Annotated in this window: 21 protein-coding genes and 1 riboswitch; of the genes, 11 read left to right on the plus strand and 10 right to left on the minus strand. The window is 59.9% G+C overall.

What is annotated here, in order from left to right; all coding sequences use genetic code 11:
* Positions 1-103: 103 nt before the first annotated feature.
* Positions 104-1,510, minus strand: a complete 1,407-nt coding sequence (locus FPT12_RS01870) for an adenosylmethionine--8-amino-7-oxononanoate transaminase (protein ID WP_145014383.1) — start codon at positions 1,508-1,510, stop codon at positions 104-106.
* A gap of 322 nt (positions 1,511-1,832) precedes the next feature.
* On the opposite strand from FPT12_RS01870, the gene FPT12_RS01875 reads away from it, so the two are divergent.
* Positions 1,833-2,384 carry a cytochrome b gene (locus tag FPT12_RS01875; RefSeq protein WP_145014384.1) on the plus strand — a complete coding sequence of 184 codons (552 nt, stop codon included), beginning with the start codon at positions 1,833-1,835 and terminating at the stop codon, positions 2,382-2,384.
* 31 nt (positions 2,385-2,415) lie between these two features.
* Complete coding sequence (locus FPT12_RS01880; RefSeq protein WP_145014385.1) at positions 2,416-2,994, plus strand: YceI family protein; 579 nt, start codon at positions 2,416-2,418, stop codon at positions 2,992-2,994.
* 66 nt (positions 2,995-3,060) lie between these two features.
* Here the strand turns inward: FPT12_RS01880 and FPT12_RS01885 are convergent, their stop codons facing one another.
* The 4 genes from FPT12_RS01885 to ahcY all read right to left on the minus strand — a co-directional run bounded on the left by FPT12_RS01885 (position 3,061) and on the right by ahcY (position 8,530).
* On the minus strand, positions 3,061-4,917 hold the full coding sequence (locus FPT12_RS01885) for a DEAD/DEAH box helicase (RefSeq protein WP_145014386.1): 1,857 nt from the start codon (positions 4,915-4,917) through the stop codon (positions 3,061-3,063).
* A 227-nt stretch (positions 4,918-5,144) separates the two neighbouring features.
* On the minus strand, positions 5,145-5,960 hold the full coding sequence (locus FPT12_RS01890; protein ID WP_145014387.1) for an ABC transporter substrate-binding protein: 816 nt from the start codon (positions 5,958-5,960) through the stop codon (positions 5,145-5,147).
* A 184-nt stretch (positions 5,961-6,144) separates the two neighbouring features.
* A complete protein-coding gene (gene metF / locus FPT12_RS01895) occupies positions 6,145-6,990 on the minus strand; it encodes a methylenetetrahydrofolate reductase [NAD(P)H] (RefSeq protein ID WP_145014388.1) in 846 nt (281 codons plus the stop codon).
* A 130-nt stretch (positions 6,991-7,120) separates the two neighbouring features.
* Positions 7,121-8,530, minus strand: a complete 1,410-nt coding sequence (ahcY, locus tag FPT12_RS01900) for an adenosylhomocysteinase (RefSeq protein WP_145014389.1) — start codon at positions 8,528-8,530, stop codon at positions 7,121-7,123.
* A 22-nt stretch (positions 8,531-8,552) separates the two neighbouring features.
* Positions 8,553-8,655: riboswitch (S-adenosyl-L-homocysteine riboswitch) on the minus strand.
* A 198-nt stretch (positions 8,656-8,853) separates the two neighbouring features.
* On the opposite strand from ahcY, the gene FPT12_RS01905 reads away from it, so the two are divergent.
* The 3 genes from FPT12_RS01905 to FPT12_RS01915 are packed head-to-tail and all read left to right on the plus strand — an operon-like array spanning position 8,854 to position 10,554.
* Positions 8,854-9,258 carry an acyl-CoA thioesterase gene (locus FPT12_RS01905; RefSeq protein ID WP_145014390.1) on the plus strand — a complete coding sequence of 135 codons (405 nt, stop codon included), beginning with the start codon at positions 8,854-8,856 and terminating at the stop codon, positions 9,256-9,258.
* Positions 9,259-9,301: 43 nt separating this feature from the next.
* Complete coding sequence (locus FPT12_RS01910) at positions 9,302-10,135, plus strand: EamA family transporter (protein WP_145014391.1); 834 nt, start codon at positions 9,302-9,304, stop codon at positions 10,133-10,135.
* A gap of 35 nt (positions 10,136-10,170) precedes the next feature.
* Positions 10,171-10,554, plus strand: a complete 384-nt coding sequence (locus FPT12_RS01915) for an MAPEG family protein (protein WP_145014392.1) — start codon at positions 10,171-10,173, stop codon at positions 10,552-10,554.
* A 74-nt stretch (positions 10,555-10,628) separates the two neighbouring features.
* Here FPT12_RS01915 and FPT12_RS01920 read toward each other — a convergent pair whose 3' ends face one another.
* Positions 10,629-11,801: a murein transglycosylase A gene (locus FPT12_RS01920; protein WP_145014393.1), complete on the minus strand. Its 1,173-nt coding sequence runs from the start codon at positions 11,799-11,801 to the stop codon at positions 10,629-10,631.
* A 128-nt stretch (positions 11,802-11,929) separates the two neighbouring features.
* Between FPT12_RS01920 and FPT12_RS01925 the strand changes: the two genes are divergently transcribed.
* Complete coding sequence (locus FPT12_RS01925) at positions 11,930-12,379, plus strand: cytochrome c (protein WP_145014394.1); 450 nt, start codon at positions 11,930-11,932, stop codon at positions 12,377-12,379.
* 79 nt (positions 12,380-12,458) lie between these two features.
* On the opposite strand, the gene FPT12_RS01930 is transcribed toward FPT12_RS01925, so the two are convergent.
* The 4 genes from FPT12_RS01930 to FPT12_RS01945 form a co-directional block, all read right to left on the minus strand.
* Positions 12,459-12,854, minus strand: coding sequence for a DUF1090 domain-containing protein (locus FPT12_RS01930; RefSeq protein ID WP_145014395.1), 396 nt, complete (start codon positions 12,852-12,854; stop codon positions 12,459-12,461).
* Between the two features lie 96 nt (positions 12,855-12,950).
* Positions 12,951-14,633, minus strand: a complete 1,683-nt coding sequence (gene ligB, locus FPT12_RS01935; protein WP_145014396.1) for an NAD-dependent DNA ligase LigB — start codon at positions 14,631-14,633, stop codon at positions 12,951-12,953.
* A gap of 158 nt (positions 14,634-14,791) precedes the next feature.
* Positions 14,792-15,982 (minus strand): methionine adenosyltransferase, encoded by a 1,191-nt coding sequence (gene metK, locus FPT12_RS01940; protein ID WP_145014397.1) that lies wholly within the window; start codon positions 15,980-15,982, stop codon positions 14,792-14,794.
* An 18-nt stretch (positions 15,983-16,000) separates the two neighbouring features.
* The gene (locus FPT12_RS01945) at positions 16,001-16,996 is read right to left on the minus strand and encodes a metalloregulator ArsR/SmtB family transcription factor (protein WP_145014398.1); all 996 of its coding nucleotides are present in this window, start codon (positions 16,994-16,996) and stop codon (positions 16,001-16,003) included.
* Between the two features lie 273 nt (positions 16,997-17,269).
* On the opposite strand from FPT12_RS01945, the gene tkt reads away from it, so the two are divergent.
* The 5 genes from tkt (at position 17,270) to FPT12_RS01970 (ending at position 22,342) form a co-directional block, all read left to right on the plus strand.
* On the plus strand, positions 17,270-19,267 hold the full coding sequence (gene tkt / locus FPT12_RS01950; protein ID WP_145014399.1) for a transketolase: 1,998 nt from the start codon (positions 17,270-17,272) through the stop codon (positions 19,265-19,267).
* Between the two features lie 152 nt (positions 19,268-19,419).
* Positions 19,420-20,505, plus strand: coding sequence for an erythrose-4-phosphate dehydrogenase (epd, locus tag FPT12_RS01955; RefSeq protein ID WP_145014400.1), 1,086 nt, complete (start codon positions 19,420-19,422; stop codon positions 20,503-20,505).
* Between the two features lie 25 nt (positions 20,506-20,530).
* Complete coding sequence (locus FPT12_RS01960; protein ID WP_145014401.1) at positions 20,531-21,694, plus strand: phosphoglycerate kinase; 1,164 nt, start codon at positions 20,531-20,533, stop codon at positions 21,692-21,694.
* Between the two features lie 34 nt (positions 21,695-21,728).
* Positions 21,729-21,950 (plus strand): hypothetical protein, encoded by a 222-nt coding sequence (locus tag FPT12_RS01965; protein WP_145014402.1) that lies wholly within the window; start codon positions 21,729-21,731, stop codon positions 21,948-21,950.
* Positions 21,951-22,009: 59 nt separating this feature from the next.
* Positions 22,010-22,342, plus strand: coding sequence for an MliC family protein (locus FPT12_RS01970; protein WP_145014403.1), 333 nt, complete (start codon positions 22,010-22,012; stop codon positions 22,340-22,342).
* The last annotated feature ends 146 nt before the right edge of the window (positions 22,343-22,488 follow it).

Here is a 22,488-nt window from a genome sequence, read left to right on the forward strand (position 1 = left end):
GCTCTGCGTGGGGATGCCGCCATGGACGCTCTGCGTCCGCTCTTGTGACGCGGAGCGTCACGGGATGCATTCCCACGCAGAGCGTGGGAACGAGTAGTTCTTCTTAGCCCGGATCGCGGAAGCCCGGGTGGAAGTCCTTTGGCACCGCCACGCTGACCTTGTTGCTGGTGGCGATATCGATCCCTTCGCTGGCCACCTCGGCAAGGAAGTCGATCTGCTCGGGGGTGATCACGTACGGCGGCAGGAAATACACCACGCTACCCAATGGCCGCAACAGCGCGCCACGTTCCAGTGCGTGCTGGAACACTTTCAGCCCGCGGCGCTCCTGCCAGGGATAAGCGGTTTTGCTCGCCTTGTCCTGAACCATCTCGATGGCCAGCACCATGCCGGTCTGACGTACTTCCGAAACATGCGGGTGGTCAACCAGGTGTGCGGTCGAGCTGGCCATGCGCTGGGCGAGGGCCTTGTTATTCTCGATGACGTTGTCTTCTTCGAAGATATCCAGCGTCGCCAACGCCGCTGCACAGGCCAGCGGGTTGCCGGTGTAGCTGTGGGAATGCAGGAAGGCGCGCAGGGTCGGATAGTCGTCGTAGAAAGCGCTGTAGACCTCATCCGTGGTGACACACACTGCCAGCGGTAGATAACCGCCGGTCAGGGCTTTGGACAGGCACAGGAAGTCCGGGCGGATGCCGGCCTGTTCGCAGGCGAACATCGTCCCGGTGCGGCCGAAGCCGACGGCGATTTCGTCTTGGATCAGGTGCACGCCGTAACGGTCACAGGCTTCGCGCAGCAGTTTCAGGTACACCGGGTGATACATGCGCATCCCGCCAGCACCCTGAATCAGCGGCTCGACGATTACCGCGGCGACGGTTTCGTGGTTTTCGGCGAGGGTCTGTTCCATCGCGGCGAACATGTTGCGCGAGTGTTCTTCCCAGCTCATGCCTTCGGGACGCAGGTAGCAGTCCGGGCTCGGCACCTTGATGGTGTCCAGCAGCAGCGCTTTATAGGTTTCAGTGAACAGCGGCACGTCGCCGACCGACATCGCGGCCATGGTTTCGCCGTGGTAGCTGTTGGTCAGCGTGACGAAGCGCTTCTTGTTCGGCTGGCCGCGGTTGAGCCAGTAGTGAAAGCTCATTTTCAGCGCAACTTCGATGCAGGACGAACCGTTATCGGCGTAGAAACACCGCGTCAGGCCTTCCGGCGTCATCTTCACCAGGCGTTCGGACAACTCGATCACCGGTTGATGGCTGAAGCCGGCGAGGATCACGTGTTCCAGTTGATCGACCTGGTCCTTGATCCGCTGGTTGATCCGCGGGTTGGCGTGGCCAAACACGTTGACCCACCAGGAACTGACCGCGTCGAGGTAGCGTTTGCCTTCGAAGTCCTCGAGCCATACGCCTTCGCCGCGCTTGATCGGGATCAGCGGCAGCTGTTCGTGGTCTTTCATCTGGGTACAGGGATGCCACAGAACCGCGAGATCGCGCTGCATCCACTGATTATTCAAGCCCATTGTCACTCTCCTCGAGGCGGTCCGTGAGATGCGCGGACATACAGTCGCGCAAGCCTATGCAATGCCAGGCGAGCGGACAACCTATTGTGGCGTTTGCACATGGAAACAAAGGTACGTTACGTGATTGTATTGACGTGCACTTACGCTGACAGGGCACGCTAGAGCGCCTGATGTTTGCGTCGCACGTTGGAGGTTAATCTTTCCTTAACCCGTCTCTTTCAGACTCTTGATCGTATTTCTCGATATTTCAAAGCGAAATTTTCGGCTTTAAATCGATAGATAACTCGATAGTCTTGGTCGCAGTTCTTACAGGATTTGAGCAATGCAGCTACGTAACTCTTCCTCCCGCTACGGCGGGGTCAGCATCTTTCTGCACTGGGGTGTGGCGCTGGCGGTCTTCGGTCTGTTTGCTCTGGGCTTGTGGATGGTCGGTCTCGACTACTACAGCAGCTGGCGCAAAGAAGCGCCGGACTTGCACAAAAGCATCGGCCTGACGCTGTTCGCGATCATGTTGCTGCGGGCGTTGTGGCGCTTTATCAGCCCACCGCCGCCGACGCTGCAAAGCTATAGCCGCATGACGCGCCTCGGCGCCAAGCTCGGTCATTCCTTCCTCTATCTCAGCCTGTTCGCTGTGATGATTGCCGGTTACCTGATTTCCACCGCAGACGGTGTCGGGATTCCGGTGTTTGGTCTGTTTGAAATTCCTGCACTGATTTCCGGTCTACCGGACCAGGCAGACACCGCCGGTGCGATTCATCTGTATCTGGCCTGGGCACTGGTTATTTTTTCCGGTCTCCATGCGTTGGCAGCACTGAAGCACCACTTTATCGACCGTGATGCGACCCTGACACGAATGCTGGGACGCAAAGCCTGATGTTCAACCTCGACTCCAAGGAATAGAAAGCATGTTGAAAAAGACTCTCGCCGCTCTGGCAATCGGTACTGCGCTGTTGTCAGCCGGTCAGGCGATGGCCGCGGAATACAAAATCGACAAAGAAGGCAATCACGCTTTCGTCGACTTCAAGATCAGCCACCTGGGCTACAGCTTCATCCACGGTACTTTCAAGGACTGGGACGGTAAGTTCAGCTTCGACGCCAAGGCTCCAGAAGCCAGCAAAATCGACGTTGTGCTGAAAACCGCCAGCGTTGATACCAACCACGCTGAACGTGACAAGCACATTCGTACCCCGGACTTCCTGGACGCAGCGAAATTCCCTGAGGCCAAGTTCGTTTCCACCAGTGTTAAATCCACTGGCGAAAAAACCGCTGACGTGACCGGCGACCTGACTCTGCACGGCGTGACCAAGCCAGTCGTGTTCAAGGCAACCTTCAACGGCGAAGGCAAGGATCCATGGGGCGGCTACCGTGCCGGCTTCAACGGCACGACTACCCTGCAGTTGAGCGAGTTCGGCATCAAAGGCCCAGGTCCTACTTCCCAGACCCTGGACCTGGACATCACGTTTGAAGGTGTTCAAGCGAAATAATTTTCGCGGCTGACACAAAAACGCCCCTGATCTTGCGATCAGGGGCGTTTTTGTTAGCGGGAGAAATCAGCGGTTGCGGGTCAGCAACGCCGGTTTCTCGCCACGTGGACGGCTTGGCAGTTGATCGAGCTGCTCAGGTGTCGGGAAGCGATCGGCCTTGGACTCCTTGTGCATGATCTTCGGCTGGGTACCGCGCGGGTTTTGCACGGCGGGTTCCTGACGCGACTGGTCGTCACGGGCCGGGCGGCGGTTGCGCGATTCTTCGCGACGGGCCTGGCCGTCACGTGGAGCGCCGCTGCGTGGACCGCTGCGTTTGGCAGGCGGAGTGCCAGTACTGGCGCCGCTGCTGTTACGCGGACCGTTCTGGCGACCCTGTGGCTGGCCGGCGCGTGGAGCACCTGCACCTGCACCAGCGCCTTGCGCCGGAGCACCCGGGCGGCGGCCACGACCTTGAGGGGCCTTTTGCTGCGGAACGTAGTCGACGCGGTTACCGAAGTTATCGACATCATCGTCGAGGAACTCGTCCGGTGCGCGGTCAGCGGCGGCGCGGGGTGCCGGGCGCTGCTGTTCGCGGGCCGGGGTGCCTTCACGCGGCTTTTGAGCCGGGCGTTCGCCACGGCCGGCAGCCGGTTTTTCCTTGCCGCCCTTGTCCTTGCCCTTGTCTTTACGACCGCCGCCGCTGCCGTTTGGACCGTCGCCGCGCGGGCCACGTGGGTTGCGCGGGTTACGCACATCCGGACGCTCGCGAACTTCCGGTTTCTCGGCTTCGACGCTGCTGGAATCAAAGCCCATCAGGTCGCCATCGGCGATTTTCTGCTTGGTCATGCGCTCGATGCTTTTCAGCAGTTTTTCTTCGTCCGGGGCAACCAGCGAGATCGCTTCGCCCGAACGACCGGCACGGCCGGTACGGCCGATACGGTGCACATAATCTTCGTCGACGTTTGGCAGCTCGAAGTTGACCACGTGTGGCAACTGATCGATATCCAGGCCGCGAGCGGCGATATCGGTGGCCACCAGGATGCGCACGTCACCGGCCTTGAAGTCGGCCAGGGCTTTGGTGCGAGCATTCTGGCTCTTGTTACCGTGGATCGCGACGGCGCTCAGGCCGTGTTTGTCCAGGTACTCGGCCAGGCGGTTGGCGCCATGCTTGGTGCGGGTGAAGACCAGAACCTGTTCCCAGGCGCCGGCAGTAATCAGGTGCGCCAGCAGCGAGCGCTTGTGGCTGGCGGCCAGACGGAATACCCGTTGCTCGATGCGCTCGACCGTGGTGTTCGGCGGCGTGACTTCGATGCGTTCCGGGTTGTGCAGCAACTTGCCGGCAAGGTCAGTGATGTCCTTGGAGAAGGTTGCCGAGAACAGCAGGTTCTGACGTTTGGCCGGCAGACGGGCGAGGACTTTTTTCACGTCATGGACGAAGCCCATGTCGAGCATCCGGTCCGCTTCGTCCAATACCAGGATTTCCACGTGGGACAGGTCGACGCTGCCTTGGCCAGCCAGGTCGAGCAAACGGCCCGGGCAGGCTACCAGCACGTCAACACCGCGGGACATGGCTTGAACCTGTGGGTTCATGCCAACGCCGCCGAAAATGCAGGCACTGACGAATTTCAGGTCACGGGCGTAGACCTTGAAACTCTCGTGCACCTGGGCGGCCAGTTCGCGAGTCGGGGTCAGGACCAGGACGCGTGGTTGGCGCGGGCCGTGACGCTGGGATTTGTCCGGGTGACCGTTAGGGAACAGGCGCTCCAGAATCGGCAAGGCGAAACCGCCGGTTTTACCCGTACCTGTCTGCGCCGCAACCATCAAGTCGCGACCTTGCAACACGGCGGGAATGGCCCGCTGTTGCACCGGGGTAGGCTGGGTGTAGCCCGCTGCCTCGATGGCGCGGACTAAAGCCTCGGAGAGACCGAGGGAAGCAAAGGACATGAGTAATCCTGTTTTAGTTAGGGCTTGGCCCAATGGGATAGTCTTGCCTGGCGCGAATGGCGTTTATGGAGAAGCGCAATCGCGTCCGGTCCTGCTGGGGCTTGAAGGCTCATCTTCGATTACTCGCGCGGGCTGAAAAGCTGCGCTGTAGCAGTGTCGGGATGCCTTAAACAAGACCGAGCGTCCGGGCGTAAGCCTGGCGGGAAGGCCGGAGTATAACAGAGCAATCACGGAGCGCTGCTTTCCTGCTGCTCAACGGTTTTCCCGTTGCTGGCTTGCGGCGTGATCTGCACAGCGTCAGGTGCCGGGCCGGCGCCATATCGCGCACTCAATTGCGCGTAGGCCGGTTCGCGTTTGAAGCGCTTGAGCTCGGCGCCGAAACGTTGCACCAGCAGGTCCATGCCGGCATTGCGACGCAGGGCCAGAAACTGGCTTTGGTGACTGATGACCGTGGGGCTTTCGCTGATCTGGTCGCGCAGTTTCAAGGTGTCGAGCAGGGTTTGGCCAACCCGGCGGTCGGTGATCAGCAGGTCGATACGGCCACGTTGCAGCTTGCCAAAGTTGGCTTCATGGGTCGGCGCAGGCTCGCGGGTGAACAGGGGCGAGTCCCTGAAGTCCTGGCTGTACAGGTAGCCGGGCGAAGTGCCGATGGTCAGGCCGCGCAGGTCTTCAAGGGTGCGGAAGGGGTGAGGGCGATCGTTGGCATAGAACAGCACGAACTCGACTTCCGAGAGCGGTTCGGCGGGATAGAGCAGAGTAGCGTCGCGTTCGTTGCTATGGAAAATGTCCAGTACGCCGTCCGCCAGCCCTTGATCAAGCATGGCCAGGCAGCGTTTCCATGGCAGGAACTGCCACTCAACCTCAATCCCCAGGCGCTTGAAGACGATCGCGGTGGTTTCGTAGTCCAGTCCGAGGGGCTGACCGTTTTCCTCGTAGACGTAGGGGGCCCAAGGCTCGGTGACAAGGCGCAGTTTCTCGCCCCGAGCGGTAAAGCTCAGGCAAGCAAAAAGCACGGCTGTCAGCAATTGGGCAATGACGGGCATCGCTGGAGATTACGACGAGATTTGGGCAATAGCCAGAAGCGGATGTTGGAAGTGGGTGCTCTAGCACAAGGGATTTGGGAATGTGATCCGGGAATCGAAAGATCGCAGCCTGCGGAAACTCCTACGGATTATCCGCGTAGGGGTTGCCGCAGGCTGCGATTTTCTGATCTTGCCTGTACGACTTTTAACGCGGCAGTTTCAGGTTGCTCCATACCGCCAGGCTAGGTTCAGCCTGGTTCAGGGTATAGAAATGCAGCCCTGGCGCGCCGCCTTGCAGCAAGCGTTCACACATTTCGGTGATCACCTGCTCGCCGAAGCCCTGAATGCTTTGGGTGTCGTCACCGTAGGCTTCCAGCTGCTTGCGGATCCAGCGCGGGATTTCCGCACCGCAGGCGTCGGAGAAGCGTGCCAGCTTGCTGTAGTTGGTGATCGGCATGATGCCCGGAACAATCGGGATGTTCACGCCCATCGCCTGTACACGCTCGACGAAGTAGAAGTAGCTGTCGGCGTTGAAGAAGTACTGGGTGATCGCACTGTTGGCGCCGGCGTTGGCCTTGCGCACGAAATTGGTGAGATCGTCTTCGAAGTTGCGGGCTTGCGGGTGCATTTCCGGGTAGGCGGCAACTTCGATGTGGAAGTGGTCGCCGGTCTCTTCACGAATGAAGCTCACCAGGTCATTGGCGTGGCGCATTTCGCCGCTGGCCATGCCCATGCCTGAAGGCAGGTCACCGCGCAAAGCAACGATCCGCTTGATGCCGGCCGCCTTGTATTGAGCCAGCAGGCCGCGCAAGTCAGCCTTGCTGTCGCCCACGCAAGACAGATGCGGTGCGGCAGGGACTTTGACTTCGCTTTCGAGCTGCAACACGGTGTTGAGGGTGCGATCACGGGTCGAACCACCAGCGCCATAGGTGCAGGAGAAGAAATCGGGGTTGTACGTGGCCAGCTGACGGGCAGTGGCGATGAGCTTTTCATGCCCGGCATCGGTCTTCGTAGGGAAGAACTCGAAGCTGTAGCGGCGGTCTTGGGACATAGGAATACCCTTTAGAACTCGTAAGCCGGACGCTGGCCCCCCGTAGGAGCTACCGCAGGCTGCGATCTTTCAAGGATCAAAAGATCGCAGCCTGCGGCGGCTCCTACGGGGAGCGGTCAGTCAGCGCCTATCAGTAGCGGTAAGCGTGCGGCTTGAACGGGCCTTCGACGGTCACGCCGATGTATTCAGCCTGTTGCTTGGTCAGTTGAGTGACCACGCCACCGAAACCGCGGACCATTTCCAGGGCCACTTCTTCGTCGAGTTTCTTCGGCAGTACTTCAACGGTCAGGCGCTCGGCTTTCTGGGCCGGCGACAGGTCGGCGTACTTCTGGCCGAACAGGAAGATCTGCGCCAGAACCTGGTTGGCGAACGAGCCGTCCATGATACGGCTTGGGTGGCCAGTGGCGTTGCCCAGGTTAACCAGACGGCCTTCGGCCAGCAGGATCAGGTAGTCGTCGTTCTGTGGGTCGAAATCGCCCGCGCCAGTACGGTGTACCTTGTGTACCTGTGGCTTCACTTCTTCCCATGCCCAGTTCTTGCGCATGAAAGCCGTGTCGATTTCGTTGTCGAAGTGACCGATGTTGCAGACCACGGCGCGCTTCTTCAGGGCTTTGAGCATGTTTGCGTCGCAAACATTCACGTTGCCGGTGGTGGTCACGATCAGGTCGATCTTGCCCAGCAGGGCCTTGTCGATGCTTGCTTCGGTGCCGTTGTTGATACCGTCGATGAACGGCGAAACCAGTTCGAAACCGTCCATGCAGGCTTGCATGGCGCAGATCGGGTCAACTTCGGAGACTTTGACGATCATGCCTTCCTGACGCAGGGACTGGGCCGAGCCCTTGCCCACGTCACCGTAACCGATGACCAGTGCTTGCTTGCCGGACAACAGGTGGTCGGTACCGCGCTTGATCGCGTCGTTCAGGCTGTGACGGCAGCCGTACTTGTTGTCGTTCTTGCTCTTGGTGACCGAGTCGTTGACGTTGATGGCCGGGATTTTCAGCTCGCCCTTGGCCAGCATGTCCAGCAGGCGGTGTACGCCCGTGGTGGTTTCTTCGGTCACGCCGTGGACGCGGTCGAGGATCGCCGGGTACTTCTTGTGCAGCAGCTCGGTCAGGTCGCCGCCGTCGTCGAGGATCATGTTGGCATCCCAAGGCGCGCCATTCTTGAGAATGGTTTGCTCCAGGCACCACTCGTACTCTTCTTCGGTTTCGCCTTTCCAGGCGAAAACCGGAATGCCGGCAGCGGCGATAGCGGCAGCGGCCTGGTCCTGAGTCGAGAAAATGTTGCAGGACGACCAGCGTACTTCGGCACCCAGGGCAACCAGGGTTTCGATCAGCACGGCAGTCTGAATGGTCATGTGGATGCAGCCGAGAATCTTCGCGCCCTTGAGCGGTTGCTCGACGGAGTACTTGCGGCGCAGACCCATCAGGGCCGGCATTTCCGATTCGGCAATGATGGTTTCACGACGGCCCCAGGCAGCCAAGGACATGTCGGCGACTTTGTAATCGTTAAAATCTACAGGCGTGATAACAGCGCTCATGAAGAGCCTCCATTCGTAAGTATGCGAATGGGCGCCGTTGTGCGTTTAGTGTCCAGCCGATCATGGCCGGGCAACGCCCCATCCGAGCCTGACAGGTCGAACCTGCTGCAGCGCCCCTCGGACAGGTGGCGGGAAAACGGTACCAATCGAAGATGACCGTTTTGAAACGGGGGCGATTATAGCGGGCTAAGCTGATCTTCCAAAGGGTTTCTGTCGGCCAAATGAAAGTCGTTAATGGCGACCATAGTCGAAGCCTCATGGAGCATGACTGCCCGGTCTGCCATGATGGCCGGCATCAATCGGCAAGACGGTCAGGAGCGAGCATGAATTTCCACACCCGCAAATGGGTAAAACCCGAAGACCTTAACCCCAACGGCACGCTGTTCGGCGGTAGCCTGCTGCGCTGGATCGACGAAGAGGCCGCCATTTACGCAATCGTCCAGCTGGGCAACCAGCGCGTGGTCACCAAGTACATTTCCGAAATCAACTTCGTCAGCGCCTCGCGCCAGGGCGACATCATCGAGCTGGGTATCACCGCTACCGAGTTCGGTCGTACCTCGATCACCCTGACCTGCGAAGTGCGCAACAAGATCACCCGCAAAAGCATCCTCACGGTCGAGAAGATGGTCTTCGTCAACCTGGGCGAAGACGGTTTGCCTGCGCCCCATGGCCGGACCGAGATCAAGTACGTCAAAGACCAGTTCAAGGATGATGCTGGCGGCGAGTAATGCGAGCCCCTGCGAGGGGCGGGGACAAAACAAGGAGTGTGTCGTGCTTGCGACGGCGTTGGTGTTGGTGGCGGCGCTATTACACGCAGCCTGGAATACCCTGATCAAATTCAGCGCTGAGCGGTTACTGGTCGTGGCCTGCATGGACAGTGTAGCGATGCTGTTTGTCGCGCTGATGCTGGGTTTCGTCGCGCTGCCACCGATGGACATCTGGTCGTGGATACTCGCTTCGGCCGCCTTCGAGTTGCTCTATCGCTATCTACTGATCCAGGCCTATCGGGTCGGCGATCTCGGGCTGGTCTATCCGCTGATGCGCGGTTTGTCGCCGTTGGTGGTCCTGGCGTTGACACTGATCTTTGCCGGCGAAGTGCTGACGACCCAGCAGATCCTCGGCATTTTGCTGATCCCGTTCGGCATGCTGTGCCTGCTCTGGCAGGGCGGTGGGGGGGAGCGTTTGCCGTGGTCGATGTTGCCGGTAGTGGTGCTGATCGGCTTGTGCATCGGCGGTTACACCTTTATCGATGGGCAGGCGTTGCGGCGCTGGTCGCACCCGCTCGATTACCTGGTCTGGGTCACATTGCTCAGCGCCTGGCCGTTTCCGCTGTTAGCGCTGGTGCGCAAGCGTCCGGCTTTTATACTGTTCTGGCGTGAGCAGTGGCGACTGGGGTTGAGCGTCGGGTTCTGTGTGTTGTTCAGCTACGCTTTGGTGCTCTGGGCCATGCAGTTGGGGTCAATTGCCGAAGCGGCGGCGTTGCGCGAGATCAGTGTGATTCTGGTGGTGCTGTTCGGCATGCGTTACCTCAAAGAACCTTTTGGCAGACCCAGACTCCTGGCCTGTGGGCTGGTGCTGGCCGGTATGCTTGTGATGAAGTTCTGAGCGAGCGTTTACGAAACTCTAAAAAGGAATCTGCAATGAATGTTGCCCTGTGGTGTGTATTGATCGCGATTTTCTTGCCGTACGTTTGCACCGCCATTGCCAAGATCGGCGGCAAGTTCGGGCTTCGGGATAATCATGATCCGCGCGATTTTCTTGAGTCCCTCGAAGGGTTCGCCAGGCGTGCCCACTGGGCCCAGTTGAACAGCTTTGAAGTCACCCCGGCGTTTGCCGCCGCGGTCATCGTCGCGCACCTGGTCGGCAATGCCGAACTGGTGACGATCAACGTGCTGTCGGTGCTGTTCATCACCAGCCGCCTGCTTTACATCATCTGCTACCTGGCAGACTGGGCGATCCTGCGTTCGCTGGTGTGGTTTGTCGGCATGGGGCTGATTGCCGCCTTCTTTTTTGTGTCGATCTGACGCGATGCGGAATCGTTTTTGTAGCAGCTGGCGCAGCCTGCTGCTACAGGAATCAACAGCGTGTTGGGTGCAACTTACTTTGTGTCGGTCACCTGTGGCAGTTGCGGCAGCGCTGCGCCTTTTGGCCAGAGCATCCAGATTTGCCCTTGCTGTTTCATGTCGCCGGCCAGTTGCCCGGCGGCATCGCCGGTGCCCCAGAACAGGTCGGCGCGAACTTCGCCGGTGATCGCGCCACCGGTGTCCTGTGCGGCGACGGGGCGTACCAGTGCGCTGCCATCAGGGCGGGTGGTGGATAACCAGAGCAGACTGCCCAGCGGAATCACCTTGCGATCCACCGCCACGCTGTAACCCGAGGTCAGTGGCACGTTCAACGAGCCGCGTGGACCTTCGTTGCTGTCAGGATTGCGGCTGAAGAATACATAACTCGGGTTACTGCCGAGCAGTTCAGGAATGCGCGTCGGGTGAGTCTTGGCCCAGGCGCTGATGGCACCCATGGTCACGTCTTCTTTTTTCAGCTCGCCCTGATCCACCAGCCAGCGGCCAATAGGACGGTAGGGGTGGCCGTTCTGGTCGGCATAACCGATGCGCAGTTGGCGGCCATCTTCCAGCTGAATGCGGCCCGAGCCCTGGATTTGCAGAAACTGCAGGTCCATCGGATCGGTCAGCCACGCCAGCACAGGCGCCTTGACCCCTTTGGTTTCAATGGCGGCGGCATCGTCGTAAGGCTTGAGCACCCGGCCTTCAAGGCGACCGCGCAGGCGCTTGCCTTTGAGTTCGGGGTAAATGCTCTCAAGCGAGACGATGATCATGTCGTCCGGTACGCCGTAAACCGGCACATTGGCCACCGGGTTCTGCGTCAGGCTGCCCGGATAGACCGGCTCGTAATAGCCGGTGATCAAGCCATTGGCATTGCCGCTGGAGGAGCGCAGGCCGTAGACCGCCAGCTGTTCCTTGAGAAAGCCACGGATGGCGTCTGCGGTTTGCGGCACGTTGGCGGCCGCTGCGCAGGTTGCGCCCCAGACCGGGTCGGACTTCAGGCGAATACAGGCGCTGCGCCAGGAACCGAAGCCGGCCAGCAAGTCATTATCAGATACCGCCGGCAAAGCTTCCCAGGTCGCGCTGGAATAGGTGGCGATGGCGTGGGTTTGTGGTTTTGCGGTGTCGCCACTGTTGCAACCGGCGAGCAGGGCGACCATCGGTACGGTCCAGAGCAGAGTGTTGCGCCAGGCCTTGAAACGGCTGTTCATGCAGTATTTCCTGTGCAGGTTGCCCGAGCGCTTCCAGCGTTCAGGCAACCCTTATTGTTAATAGGGCTATTGGTCTTTGCCGACGACGCGAGGATACTGGCCGCCGTTTCCCGTGACCTGAAGCCACCATGACTCTTAAAAGACTTTCTGTTGTATTGCTGGCCTGCCTGACGCTGTCCGCCTGTGGCGGTGTCGATCCGAACTCGCCGCTGGGTCAGCGCAAGGCGATCTTCAAGCAAATGCTCAAGACCGGCGAAGACCTGGGTGGCATGTTGCGGGGACGTATCCCGTTCGATGGCCCGCGTTTTAACGCAGGCGCCGTCAAGCTCGACGCCTTGTCCCATGAGCCGTGGAAGCATTTCCCACAGGTTCGTGAGGACGGCAACACCAGCGCCAAAGACGGTGTCTGGCAGCAGCAGGCACGTTTCCAGGACATGGCCCGGACACTTGAAGCCGCCACCGGTGAGCTGGTGATTGCCAGCCAGGTTCAGCCGTACAAGGCCAGTAACCTTGGCCCGGCCGTGCAGAAAGTCGAAGACGCCTGTAGTGCGTGCCATAAACAGTTTCGTGATCACTGATTGGTGTTGCCCCGGCTGACGTCTTCGCGATCCGACTTGCTCGCGAAGGCTGCCCGGAGCATGACTTCAATCTTTCTTCTTACTTGTCCAGCTCATCCAGTGCTCGCTGCAATTCCTTACGGGCCTCGGCGAGTTTGTCTTTGCGTTTGTTGATCTTCTCGGCGTCGCCCTGTTTCATGGCCTTGTCGAGGTCGGCCTGACGGCGGCTGACTTCGTGCTTGGCGTCGAGCACCTTGTTCTCGCGCTCTTTCTTCAAGGCGGCGTCGTTGCAGTGCTCGGTGGCTTCGCTCAGGGCTTTTTCCAGGCCAGACTGTTGTCCGGCATTGCCATGTGCCCTGGCCTGTTCGATCTGGTTGCTGATGGACTGGCGCTTGGCGGCGCAGCCAGTGAGTTGCGGAGTTTCTTCGGCAGCCATCAGCGGTGTCGCCATGACGCCACAAAGCGCCAGCATGACGAGCGGTGAAAGAAATTTCATAAAGGCTCCGTTTAAAAAAACATCAGGTCGGCAGCAGATGGGCTGTTGGAGCGCATCGATACTCATTGGGTTCAAAACTGCCGGCTCTCTGCATAACTAAAAACCGTCTATCCCGGCAGCGTGTAATTGTTCGCTCAAGGCCAGCACCTGTGGGTCGCGAAAAAATGCGCTCAATTGCGCTGCGCGCCCCGGGCCGATTCCGGCTTCGGTCTGCCATTGCTCAGTGTCTCGTTGCGCCAGTAATTGCCATGAGTCTGCAAGTCTGGCCTCACCGGTAGGCGGCAAGCCCAATGCTTTCAGCCAGCGTGAAAAGGGCTGTTGTCGGGCGCTTTGCAGACTGTTCAGCAAGCGGACACTGCTGCGCTCGCCGAAGCCGTCAATGTTAGCAAGCTCTTGGGCGTCGAGGGTCAACCAATCGAGCAAACCCTTGAGGCGTCCGGCACTGATCAGTTTTTCCCAGGTGCCGGGGCCTATATGGTGTAGCGCCAGGCCTTGCTTGCCACTGAGCCAGGTCAGTCGCGCGAGAAACTGGCTTTCGCAGCCCGGTGTCGGTTGCCAACAGCTGAGGTGATGAAAGTCTTCCGCACGCGGCGCGCTCACCTCGGGTCGTTCAGTGCTGCGCAACACGACCCTGTCGAGTCGCGGGATGGTCAGCCCGGCAAGGCTGATGGCGACCTGATCGCCGGGGCGGATATCCATGGCCTGCCAGCGCTGCAACGAACTCACGCTGACACGTTTGATCTGTCGGTCATCGAGCATGACCGGAGCGAGCTCGAGCACCGGGGTGATGCGCCCGGTTCGCCCGATCTTGAAGTTGACCTTGCGCACTTCAGCCAACGCCTGGGCGAAAGGGTACTTCCAGGCCACGCTCCAGAACGGAGTTTTCGCCTCCCAGCGCTCTGCCGCCGGACGTTGGCTCTGACGCAAGACAATACCGTCGCTGGCAAACGGCAGGGGGGTGCGATACCAGTGATCGCGCCAACGTTCGGCATCGGTAAATGCGCTGACAGGCTGGCTGTAGAACTCGCTGTCAGGGAAGCCCAGTGCTTTCAGGGCGAGCAGGCGCTCCGGCAAGCTTGCCGGACCTTGCGGCCAGTCCCAGACGAATAGCCCGATCCCCTTGGCGTCCACAGGGCTCAGTCCTTTACGGGCCATCAACCCTGCCACGGTGCTGCGGGCGTTCAGGCTGCCGCGTTGGGCTTGCACATGATCCGTCAGGCGCCAATAGAGTTCGCCTTGCAACAGCAAGTCCAGTGGCCGCGGCAGTTGCTGGGGAATCGCGGCGATCTTGCGCGCCGAGGCGGTCCAGTCCTGGCCGTCGATACCGTCGCCACGACTGATCGCCTGCTGGAGCTGGCCCTCACGGTAAATCAGCGTGACTGCAACGCCATCGACTTTGGGCTGAACCCAGATATCGTCGCGTGTCTTGAGCCAGGCTTCGACGGCCTCACCGTCGACGAGTTTTTCCAGGCCTGTGTGAGGAATCGGGTGGGTCACCGTGCCACGGGCGGTACGTAGCGGATTTTCAGCGGTCGTGGCCGGGGCAAAGCAGGCTTGCCAGGCGTTAAGGCGGGCGCGGGACTGGTCGTAAAGCTCATCGGCGACCAGCGAATGCCCTCGTCGGTGATAGCTGTCGTCCCAGCGTTCGATTTGCTCTTGCAGTGCGGCGATTTCGGCTTGAGCCCGGGAGGGGAGCCAGTCGGGGCAGGTATTGGCGCTAGCGTTCAAGCAAGTAATTAGCAGCCAGAAACCGATCAACAGACGAAGCGTGGGCAGCATCATGAGCATCCTTGCTCGAGGGGGATGCCTGAAGGCTAGATCATCAGGGAGGCTTGCGAGCGCAGGTGGTTTTCAGGGTGTGTCCAGACCGGATCAGCGCCCATGAAAAAGCCCCGCACGGCGAACCGTGCGGGGCTTTTTGTGCAGCCAGGAAAGTCTTACAGACCGGCAGCGGCGCGCAGGGATTCGGCGCGGTCGGTTTTTTCCCAAGTGAAGGTGGTGAACGTATCGTCACCCACAGTCTTGGTTTGCGGAGTACGACCGAAGTGGCCGTAGGCTGCAGTTTCCTGGTACATCGGGTGCAGCAGGTCGAGCATGGTCGTGATCGCGTATGGACGCAGGTCGAACACTTCGCGGACCAGTTTGACGATCTTGTCGTCGCTGATCTTGCCGGTGCCGAAGGTGTTCAACGAGATCGAAGTCGGCTGAGCGACGCCGATGGCGTAGGAAACCTGAATCTCGCAGCGCTCGGCCAGGCCGGCAGCCACGATGTTCTTGGCGACATAACGACCAGCGTAAGCAGCCGAACGGTCAACCTTCGATGGATCCTTACCGGAGAACGCGCCGCCGCCGTGACGGGCCATGCCGCCGTAGCTGTCAACGATGATCTTGCGACCGGTCAGGCCGCAGTCGCCCACCGGGCCACCGATGATGAACTGGCCAGTCGGGTTGATGTGGAACTGGGTGTCCTTGGACAGCAGCTCGGCAGGCAGCACGTGCTTGACGATCAGTTCCATCACGCCTTCGCGCAGGTCTTTGTAGGATACTTCCGGGTTGTGCTGGGTCGACAGTACAACGGCGTCGATACCGACAACCTTGCCGTTTTCGTAGCGGCAGGTCACTTGCGACTTGGCGTCTGGACGCAGCCAAGGCAGCAGGCCGGACTTACGGGCTTCGGCCTGGCGCTGAACCAGTTGGTGCGAGAAGGTGATCGGTGCTGGCATCAGCACGTCGGTTTCGTTGCTGGCGTAGCCGAACATCAGGCCCTGGTCGCCGGCGCCCTGGTCTTCAGGCTTGGCACGGTCAACACCCTGGTTGATGTCAGGGGACTGCTTGCCGATGATGTTCATCACGCCGCAGGTCGCGCCGTCGAAACCGACATTCGAGCTGTTGTAGCCGATGTCGAGGATTACGTTACGGACGATGTCTTCCAGATCGACCCAGGCCGAGGTGGTGACTTCGCCGGCGATGATCGCCACGCCCGTTTTCACCAGAGTCTCGCACGCCACACGGGCGAACTTGTCTTCAGCAATGATGGCGTCCAGCACCGCATCAGAAATCTGGTCGGCGATTTTGTCCGGATGCCCTTCAGACACGGACTCGGAGGTGAAAAGGGAGTATTCGCTCATCTCGATGTTTTCCTGAATTTACCGATGGTGAGTGTCGCCAGCCGGTCGCTGAAAGTGGCGGACCTGGATCTGGAAACCATTACGTAAGCCTACATAGAGGCTTTCCCCGGGAACGAGTCCCGCAGCGGTGGCCCAACGGGCCAAATCGTCCTGTTCAAACCCCAGCCAAAGATCACCGCAGGCCTCCCTGGCCCAACTTTGGTTGTGGCTACATAACTCTGTCACTAACAGGCTACCGCCTGGTTGCAGCAAACCGGCCATGTGCTTGAGCGCATCGGCTGGCGCGGCGAAATGGTGCAAGACCATGTTCAGTACAACGCAATCGGCCTCAAGGCTTACGCCATCCAATGCATCGGCCAATTGCAGGCTGACGTTAGCCAGCTTTTCACGTTCGCAGACCTGACGCGCCAGTTCGAGCATCGCCGGGCTGTTGTCGAGCGCCGTGACCTGACTGAAGCGGCGCGCCAGTTCCGGCAGAAAACTGCCGTCGCCGGGGCCGACTTCAATGGCGGTGGCACCTTCGCTGAAACTCAACTTGTCGAGCAGGGCCAGCACGCTTTCGCGGTACTGTGCCAAGCCGGCGATCAAGTCTTGCTGGGCGCGAAACTTTTCCGCAACCCGTGAGAAAAAGTCCTGGCTGGCAGCGGCTCGTTGCCCGTGGACCTGGCTGATCCGCGCCTGCACATCGCTGGGCAGGGTCAGGTTGTCCACTTCGTCGAGCAGTGCCGCGTGCAGCTTGCCGCCCAACAATTCGGTGTGGGGCAGGGCGCGGCGGTAAAAAATGGCGTTGCCTTCACGGCGGGTCGCTACCAGGTCGGCCTGGGCCAGCACCTTCAAGTGGTGGCTCATGCCCGATTGGCCGGTGGCGAAGATTTGCGCCAGCTCCAGCACGCCGAACGAATCGTTGGCCAGTGCGCGCAAAACGTTCAGCCGCAACGGATCGCCGCCGGCCTTGCACAAGGCCGCCAGCTCATCGCAATCGTCATGGCGAATGGAAGGCACGCGTAAGTTCATAAGGCCAGCAGTCTAGTGATGCGTCGAAATCCCTGCAAGGTCAATATCAAAAAGTTTTGATATTGCTCGATGGATGGCACTTCTCACGGGATGATTAACTCTACAAACGTACAGCGGAAAGGTTTCATCACCCGAAACCGTCGTTATCCGTGGGAAAAACGTCTCCAGATGACTATCTGTCATTGCCCCGAGGCTGTCCGCTGAGGGAAAATGCTCGCCTTTTTTCCGTTTCGTTTTATTCACTCTCGATTCAGTATCAGCAGGAGAACAGCGATGCCCAGCCGTCGTGAGCGTGCCAACGCCATTCGTGCCCTCAGCATGGATGCCGTGCAAAAAGCCAACAGCGGCCATCCCGGTGCCCCTATGGGTATGGCGGATATCGCCGAAGTGCTTTGGCGTGACTACCTCAAGCACAACCCGAGCAATCCATCATTTGCCGACCGCGACCGGTTCATCCTGTCCAACGGTCACGGCTCGATGTTGCTTTACTCGTTGCTGCACCTGACCGGCTACGACCTGTCGATCGATGACCTGAAAAACTTCCGCCAACTGCACAGCCGCACACCGGGCCACCCGGAACTCGGTTACACCCCGGGTGTTGAAACCACCACTGGCCCGTTGGGTCAGGGCCTGGCCAACGCCGTGGGCTTTGCCCTGGCAGAAAAAGTCCTGGCGGCGCAGTTCAACCGTCCAGGTCACAACGTTGTCGACCACCACACCTATGTGTTCCTGGGTGATGGCTGCATGATGGAAGGCATTTCCCACGAAGTCAGTTCCCTGGCCGGTACCCTGGGCCTGGGCAAGCTGATCGCCTTCTACGATGACAACGGCATCTCCATCGACGGCGAAGTCGAAGGCTGGTTCACCGATGACACCCCGAAGCGTTTCGAAGCCTACAACTGGCAAGTGATCCGCAACGTTGACGGTCACGACCCGGAAGAGATCAAGATCGCGATCGAGACGGCACGCAAAAGCGCGCAACCGACGCTGATCTGCTGCAAAACCACCATCGGCTTCGGTTCGCCGAACAAGCAAGGCAAGGAAGATTGCCACGGTGCCCCACTGGGTGACGCGGAAATCGCCCTGACCCGCACTGCGCTGAAGTGGAACTACGGCCCGTTCGAAATCCCGGCCGACATTTATGCCGAGTGGGACGCCAAGGAAGCCGGTCGCGCTGTCGAAGCCGAGTGGGATCAGCGTTTCGCTGCTTACTCTGCTGAATTCCCTGAGCTGGCCAACGAGCTGGTTCGTCGTCTGAGCGGTGATCTGCCGGCTGACTTCTCTGAAAAAGCCTCGGCCTACATCGCTGAAGTCGCGGCCAAAGGCGAAACCATCGCCAGCCGTAAAGCCAGCCAGAACGCGCTGAACGCGTTTGGCCCGCTGCTGCCGGAAATGCTCGGCGGTTCGGCTGACCTGGCCGGTTCCAACTTGACCCTGTGGAAAGGTTGCAAAGGCGTCAGCGCTGAAGACGCCAGCGGCAACTACATGTACTACGGCGTTCGCGAGTTCGGCATGACTGCCATCATGAACGGCGTTGCCTTGCACGGCGGCCTGGTGCCTTACGGCGCAACTTTCCTGATGTTCATGGAATACGCCCGCAACGCCGTGCGCATGTCCGCCCTGATGAAGCAGCGCGTGATCCACGTCTACACCCACGACTCCATCGGTCTGGGTGAAGACGGCCCGACTCACCAGCCAATCGAGCAACTGGCCAGCTTGCGCTGCACGCCGAACCTCGACACCTGGCGTCCAGCCGATGCCGTTGAATCGGCAGTGGCCTGGAAGAACGCCCTGGAGCGTAAAGACGGTCCTACGGCACTGATCTTCTCGCGTCAGAACCTGCAGCACCAAACCCGTGACGCGGTGCAGATCGAACTGATCAACCGCGGTGGTTATGTGCTCAAGGATTGTGCAGGCGAGCCTGAGCTGATCCTGATCTCCACCGGTTCGGAAGTCGGCCTGGCCGTTCAGGCCTACGACAAGCTGACTGAACAGGGCCGCAAGGTGCGCGTGGTTTCCATGCCATGCACCAGCGTGTTCGATGCTCAGGATGCCGGCTACAAGCAAGCGGTTCTGCCGTTGCAGGTCAGCGCCCGTATCGCCATCGAGGCCGCTCACGCGGACTACTGGTACAAGTACGTGGGCCTGGAAGGTCGCGTCATCGGCATGACCACCTACGGCGAGTCGGCGCCTGCGCCTGCCTTGTTCGAAGAGTTCGGCTTCACCCTGGAAAACATCCTGGGTCAGGCTGAAGAGCTGCTGGAAGACTAAGTCCGACAGTTGCGTTGTCTGTTCTGATGCTATCGCGAGCAAGCTCGCTCCCACATGGACGGTGTATATCCCTGTGGGAGCGAGCTTGCTCGCGATGACAATGGAACATTCAACGCTGAACTGAAGGATTCACCACGGTAATCGAGAACCCCATGCCTCAACCGCGTCCTTACAAAGTTGCACTCAACGGCTACGGCCGGATTGGTCGTTGCGTCTTGCGTGCTTTGTTCGAGCGAGGGGCGGCGGCCGGTTTTGAAATTGTGGCGATCAACGATCTGGCCGACATGGCCAGCATCGAATACCTGACACGCTTCGACTCCACCCACGGGCGTTTTCCCGGTGAGGTGAAGGTCGATGGCGATTGTCTGCATATTAATGGCAACTGCGTGAAGGTCCTGCGCAGTGCCACCCCCGAAGGCATCGATTGGGCGTCGCTGGGCGTCGATCTGGTGCTGGAGTGCTCCGGCGCTTACCACACGCGCGCAGACGGCCAGCGGTTCCTCGATGCCGGTGCCCCGCGTGTGCTGTTTTCCCAGCCGATGGCCAGCGAAGCGGATGTCGACGCCACCATCGTCTACGGCGTCAATCAGGAGTGCCTGACCGGCGATGAACGGCTGGTGTCCAACGCGTCCTGCACCACCAACTGCGGCGTGCCGCTGTTGCGCCTGCTGGATCAGGCCTTTGGCCTGGATTACGTGTCGATCACCACGATTCACTCGGCGATGAACGATCAGCCGGTCATTGACGCCTACCACCACGAAGACTTGCGCCGCACCCGTTCGGCGTTCCAGTCGGTGATCCCGGTGTCCACTGGCCTGGCGCGCGGTATCGAACGCCTGCTGCCGGAACTTGCCGGGCGAATTCAGGCCAAAGCTGTACGCGTGCCGACGGTCAACGTGTCTTGCCTCGATATCACGATGCAAACCGTTACCGACACTGACGCGAGTGAAGTCAACCGGATCCTGCGCGAGGCTGCCACCAGCGGCCCGCTCAAGGGGCTTTTGGCTTACACCGAATTGCCTCATGCCAGTTGTGATTTCAACCATGACCCACATTCAGCGATCGTCGATGCCAGTCAGACCCGCGTTTCTGGCCCAAGGCTGGTGAACGTGCTGGCCTGGTTCGACAACGAGTGGGGGTTTGCCAATCGAATGCTGGATGTTGCAGAACACTATCTGCAAACAGCTATTAAGCTCTCTGTCTCTCAGCTCTCTGCTTCTAAAAAACCTGCTCTCTAAAACAGCTATCCAGGAAATGCGACCCATGACCGTGTTGAAGATGACCGACCTCGATCTGCAAGGTAAGCGCGTATTGATCCGCGAAGACCTCAACGTCCCAGTCAAGGACGGTGTTGTCACCAGCGATGCGCGAATCCTGGCCTCGCTGCCGACCATCAAGCTGGCCCTGGAAAAAGGCGCGGCGGTGATGGTCTGCTCGCACCTGGGCCGTCCGACCGAGGGTGAATTCTCGGCCGAAAACAGCCTCAAGCCAGTTGCTGACTACCTGAGCAAGGCTCTGGGCCGTGAAGTACCGCTGGTCTCCGACTACCTGGGCGGCGTTGACGTCAAGGCCGGCGACATCGTGCTGTTCGAGAACGTACGCTTCAACAAAGGCGAGAAAAAGAACGCTGACGAATTGGCCCGGCAATACGCTGCCCTGTGCGACGTGTTCGTGATGGACGCCTTCGGCACCGCTCACCGTGCCGAGGGTTCGACCCATGGCGTGGCCAAGTTTGCCAAAGTCGCTGCGGCTGGCCCATTGCTGGCTGCCGAGCTGGACGCACTGGGCAAAGCCCTGGGCGCCCCGGCCCAGCCAATGGCAGCCATCGTCGCCGGCTCCAAGGTCTCGACCAAACTTGACGTGCTGAACAGCCTGAGCCAGATCTGCGACCAACTGATCGTCGGTGGCGGTATCGCCAACACGTTCCTGGCCGCTGCCGGTCACCCGGTCGGCAAATCGCTGTACGAGCCAGACCTGCTGGACACCGCCCGCGCCATCGCTGCCAAAGTCAGCGTGCCGTTGCCAGTCGACGTGGTGGTTGCCAAGGAGTTCGCTGAAAGCGCTACCGCGACCGTCAAGCTGATCGCTGACGTAGCAGCAGACGACATGATCCTCGACATCGGCCCACAGACTGCGGCGCACTTCGCTGAGCTACTGAAATCGTCGAAAACCATCCTGTGGAACGGCCCGGTCGGCGTATTCGAATTCGACCAGTTCGGTAACGGCACCAAAGTCCTGGCTCAGGCCATCGCAGACAGCTCGGCGTTCTCCATCGCGGGCGGCGGCGACACCCTGGCAGCCATCGATAAGTATGGCGTTGCCGGGCAGATCTCCTACATTTCTACCGGCGGTGGCGCGTTCCTCGAGTTCGTCGAAGGCAAAGTGCTGCCAGCGGTTGAAATTCTGGAAAGCCGCGCAAAGGCCTAAGGGTCATCCATTGGCCAGGCAAAGGAGTGTTTACATGGTCAAGACGTTAGCGACATTGATCGCAGCGGGTGTACTGGCCGGCTGCGGGAGCCCCCCGAAAGCCGCGCAGGAATCGGATACCGGCGCGCCGGACAAAGGCTGTTACCAGGCCGACTGGCAAGCCGAAACCAACCCGGTGCTCAACAAGCGTTCCGGGCCGGATGGCCTGGATAAATACGAGACACGGACCCCGGCCAAGGAACATGGTTGCCCTTGACCGGTCTGACTCACTGATACCCAGCGCAGTTGGCGTGTGCCGACTGCCGAGGAAAATGGATGAAAGGCTTGATAGCCGTGGGGTCGCTGGCAGTACTTGCCGGTTGCGCCACTATGAACCCGTTCGCGTCGTCGCCTGTTGCGTCCGATAATTGGACGAACTGGGTTTGCGATAGCCAGGCCCCCGTGCACTGGCGCTACACCGACGCCACGCACAACACCGTGGATGTGCGGCTCAGCGACGACCAGGTTCATCGCTTGAAGCTTGATCCGGCAGGCGGTGGTTCGCTGTACAGCGACGACCAGTTGGCGTTTCACGTAAAAGGTGAGGAAGGCCTGGTGTACTGGGTCGCCACCAACGATTTGATCGGCCGCGGCTGTAAAGCCAAGTAACACGGCGCCGAATGCAGGACCTGTAGGAGCAAAGCTTGCTCGCGATAGCGATCTGTCCATCAACCAAAATGTTGAATGTGATGACCCCATCGCGAGCAAGCTTTGCTCCTACAGGAGATACACCGAATTCGCAGGCCGGCCTAACC

It is taken from the genome of Pseudomonas sp. H3(2019) (assembly GCF_007713465.1).
GTDB lineage: Bacteria > Pseudomonadota > Gammaproteobacteria > Pseudomonadales > Pseudomonadaceae > Aquipseudomonas.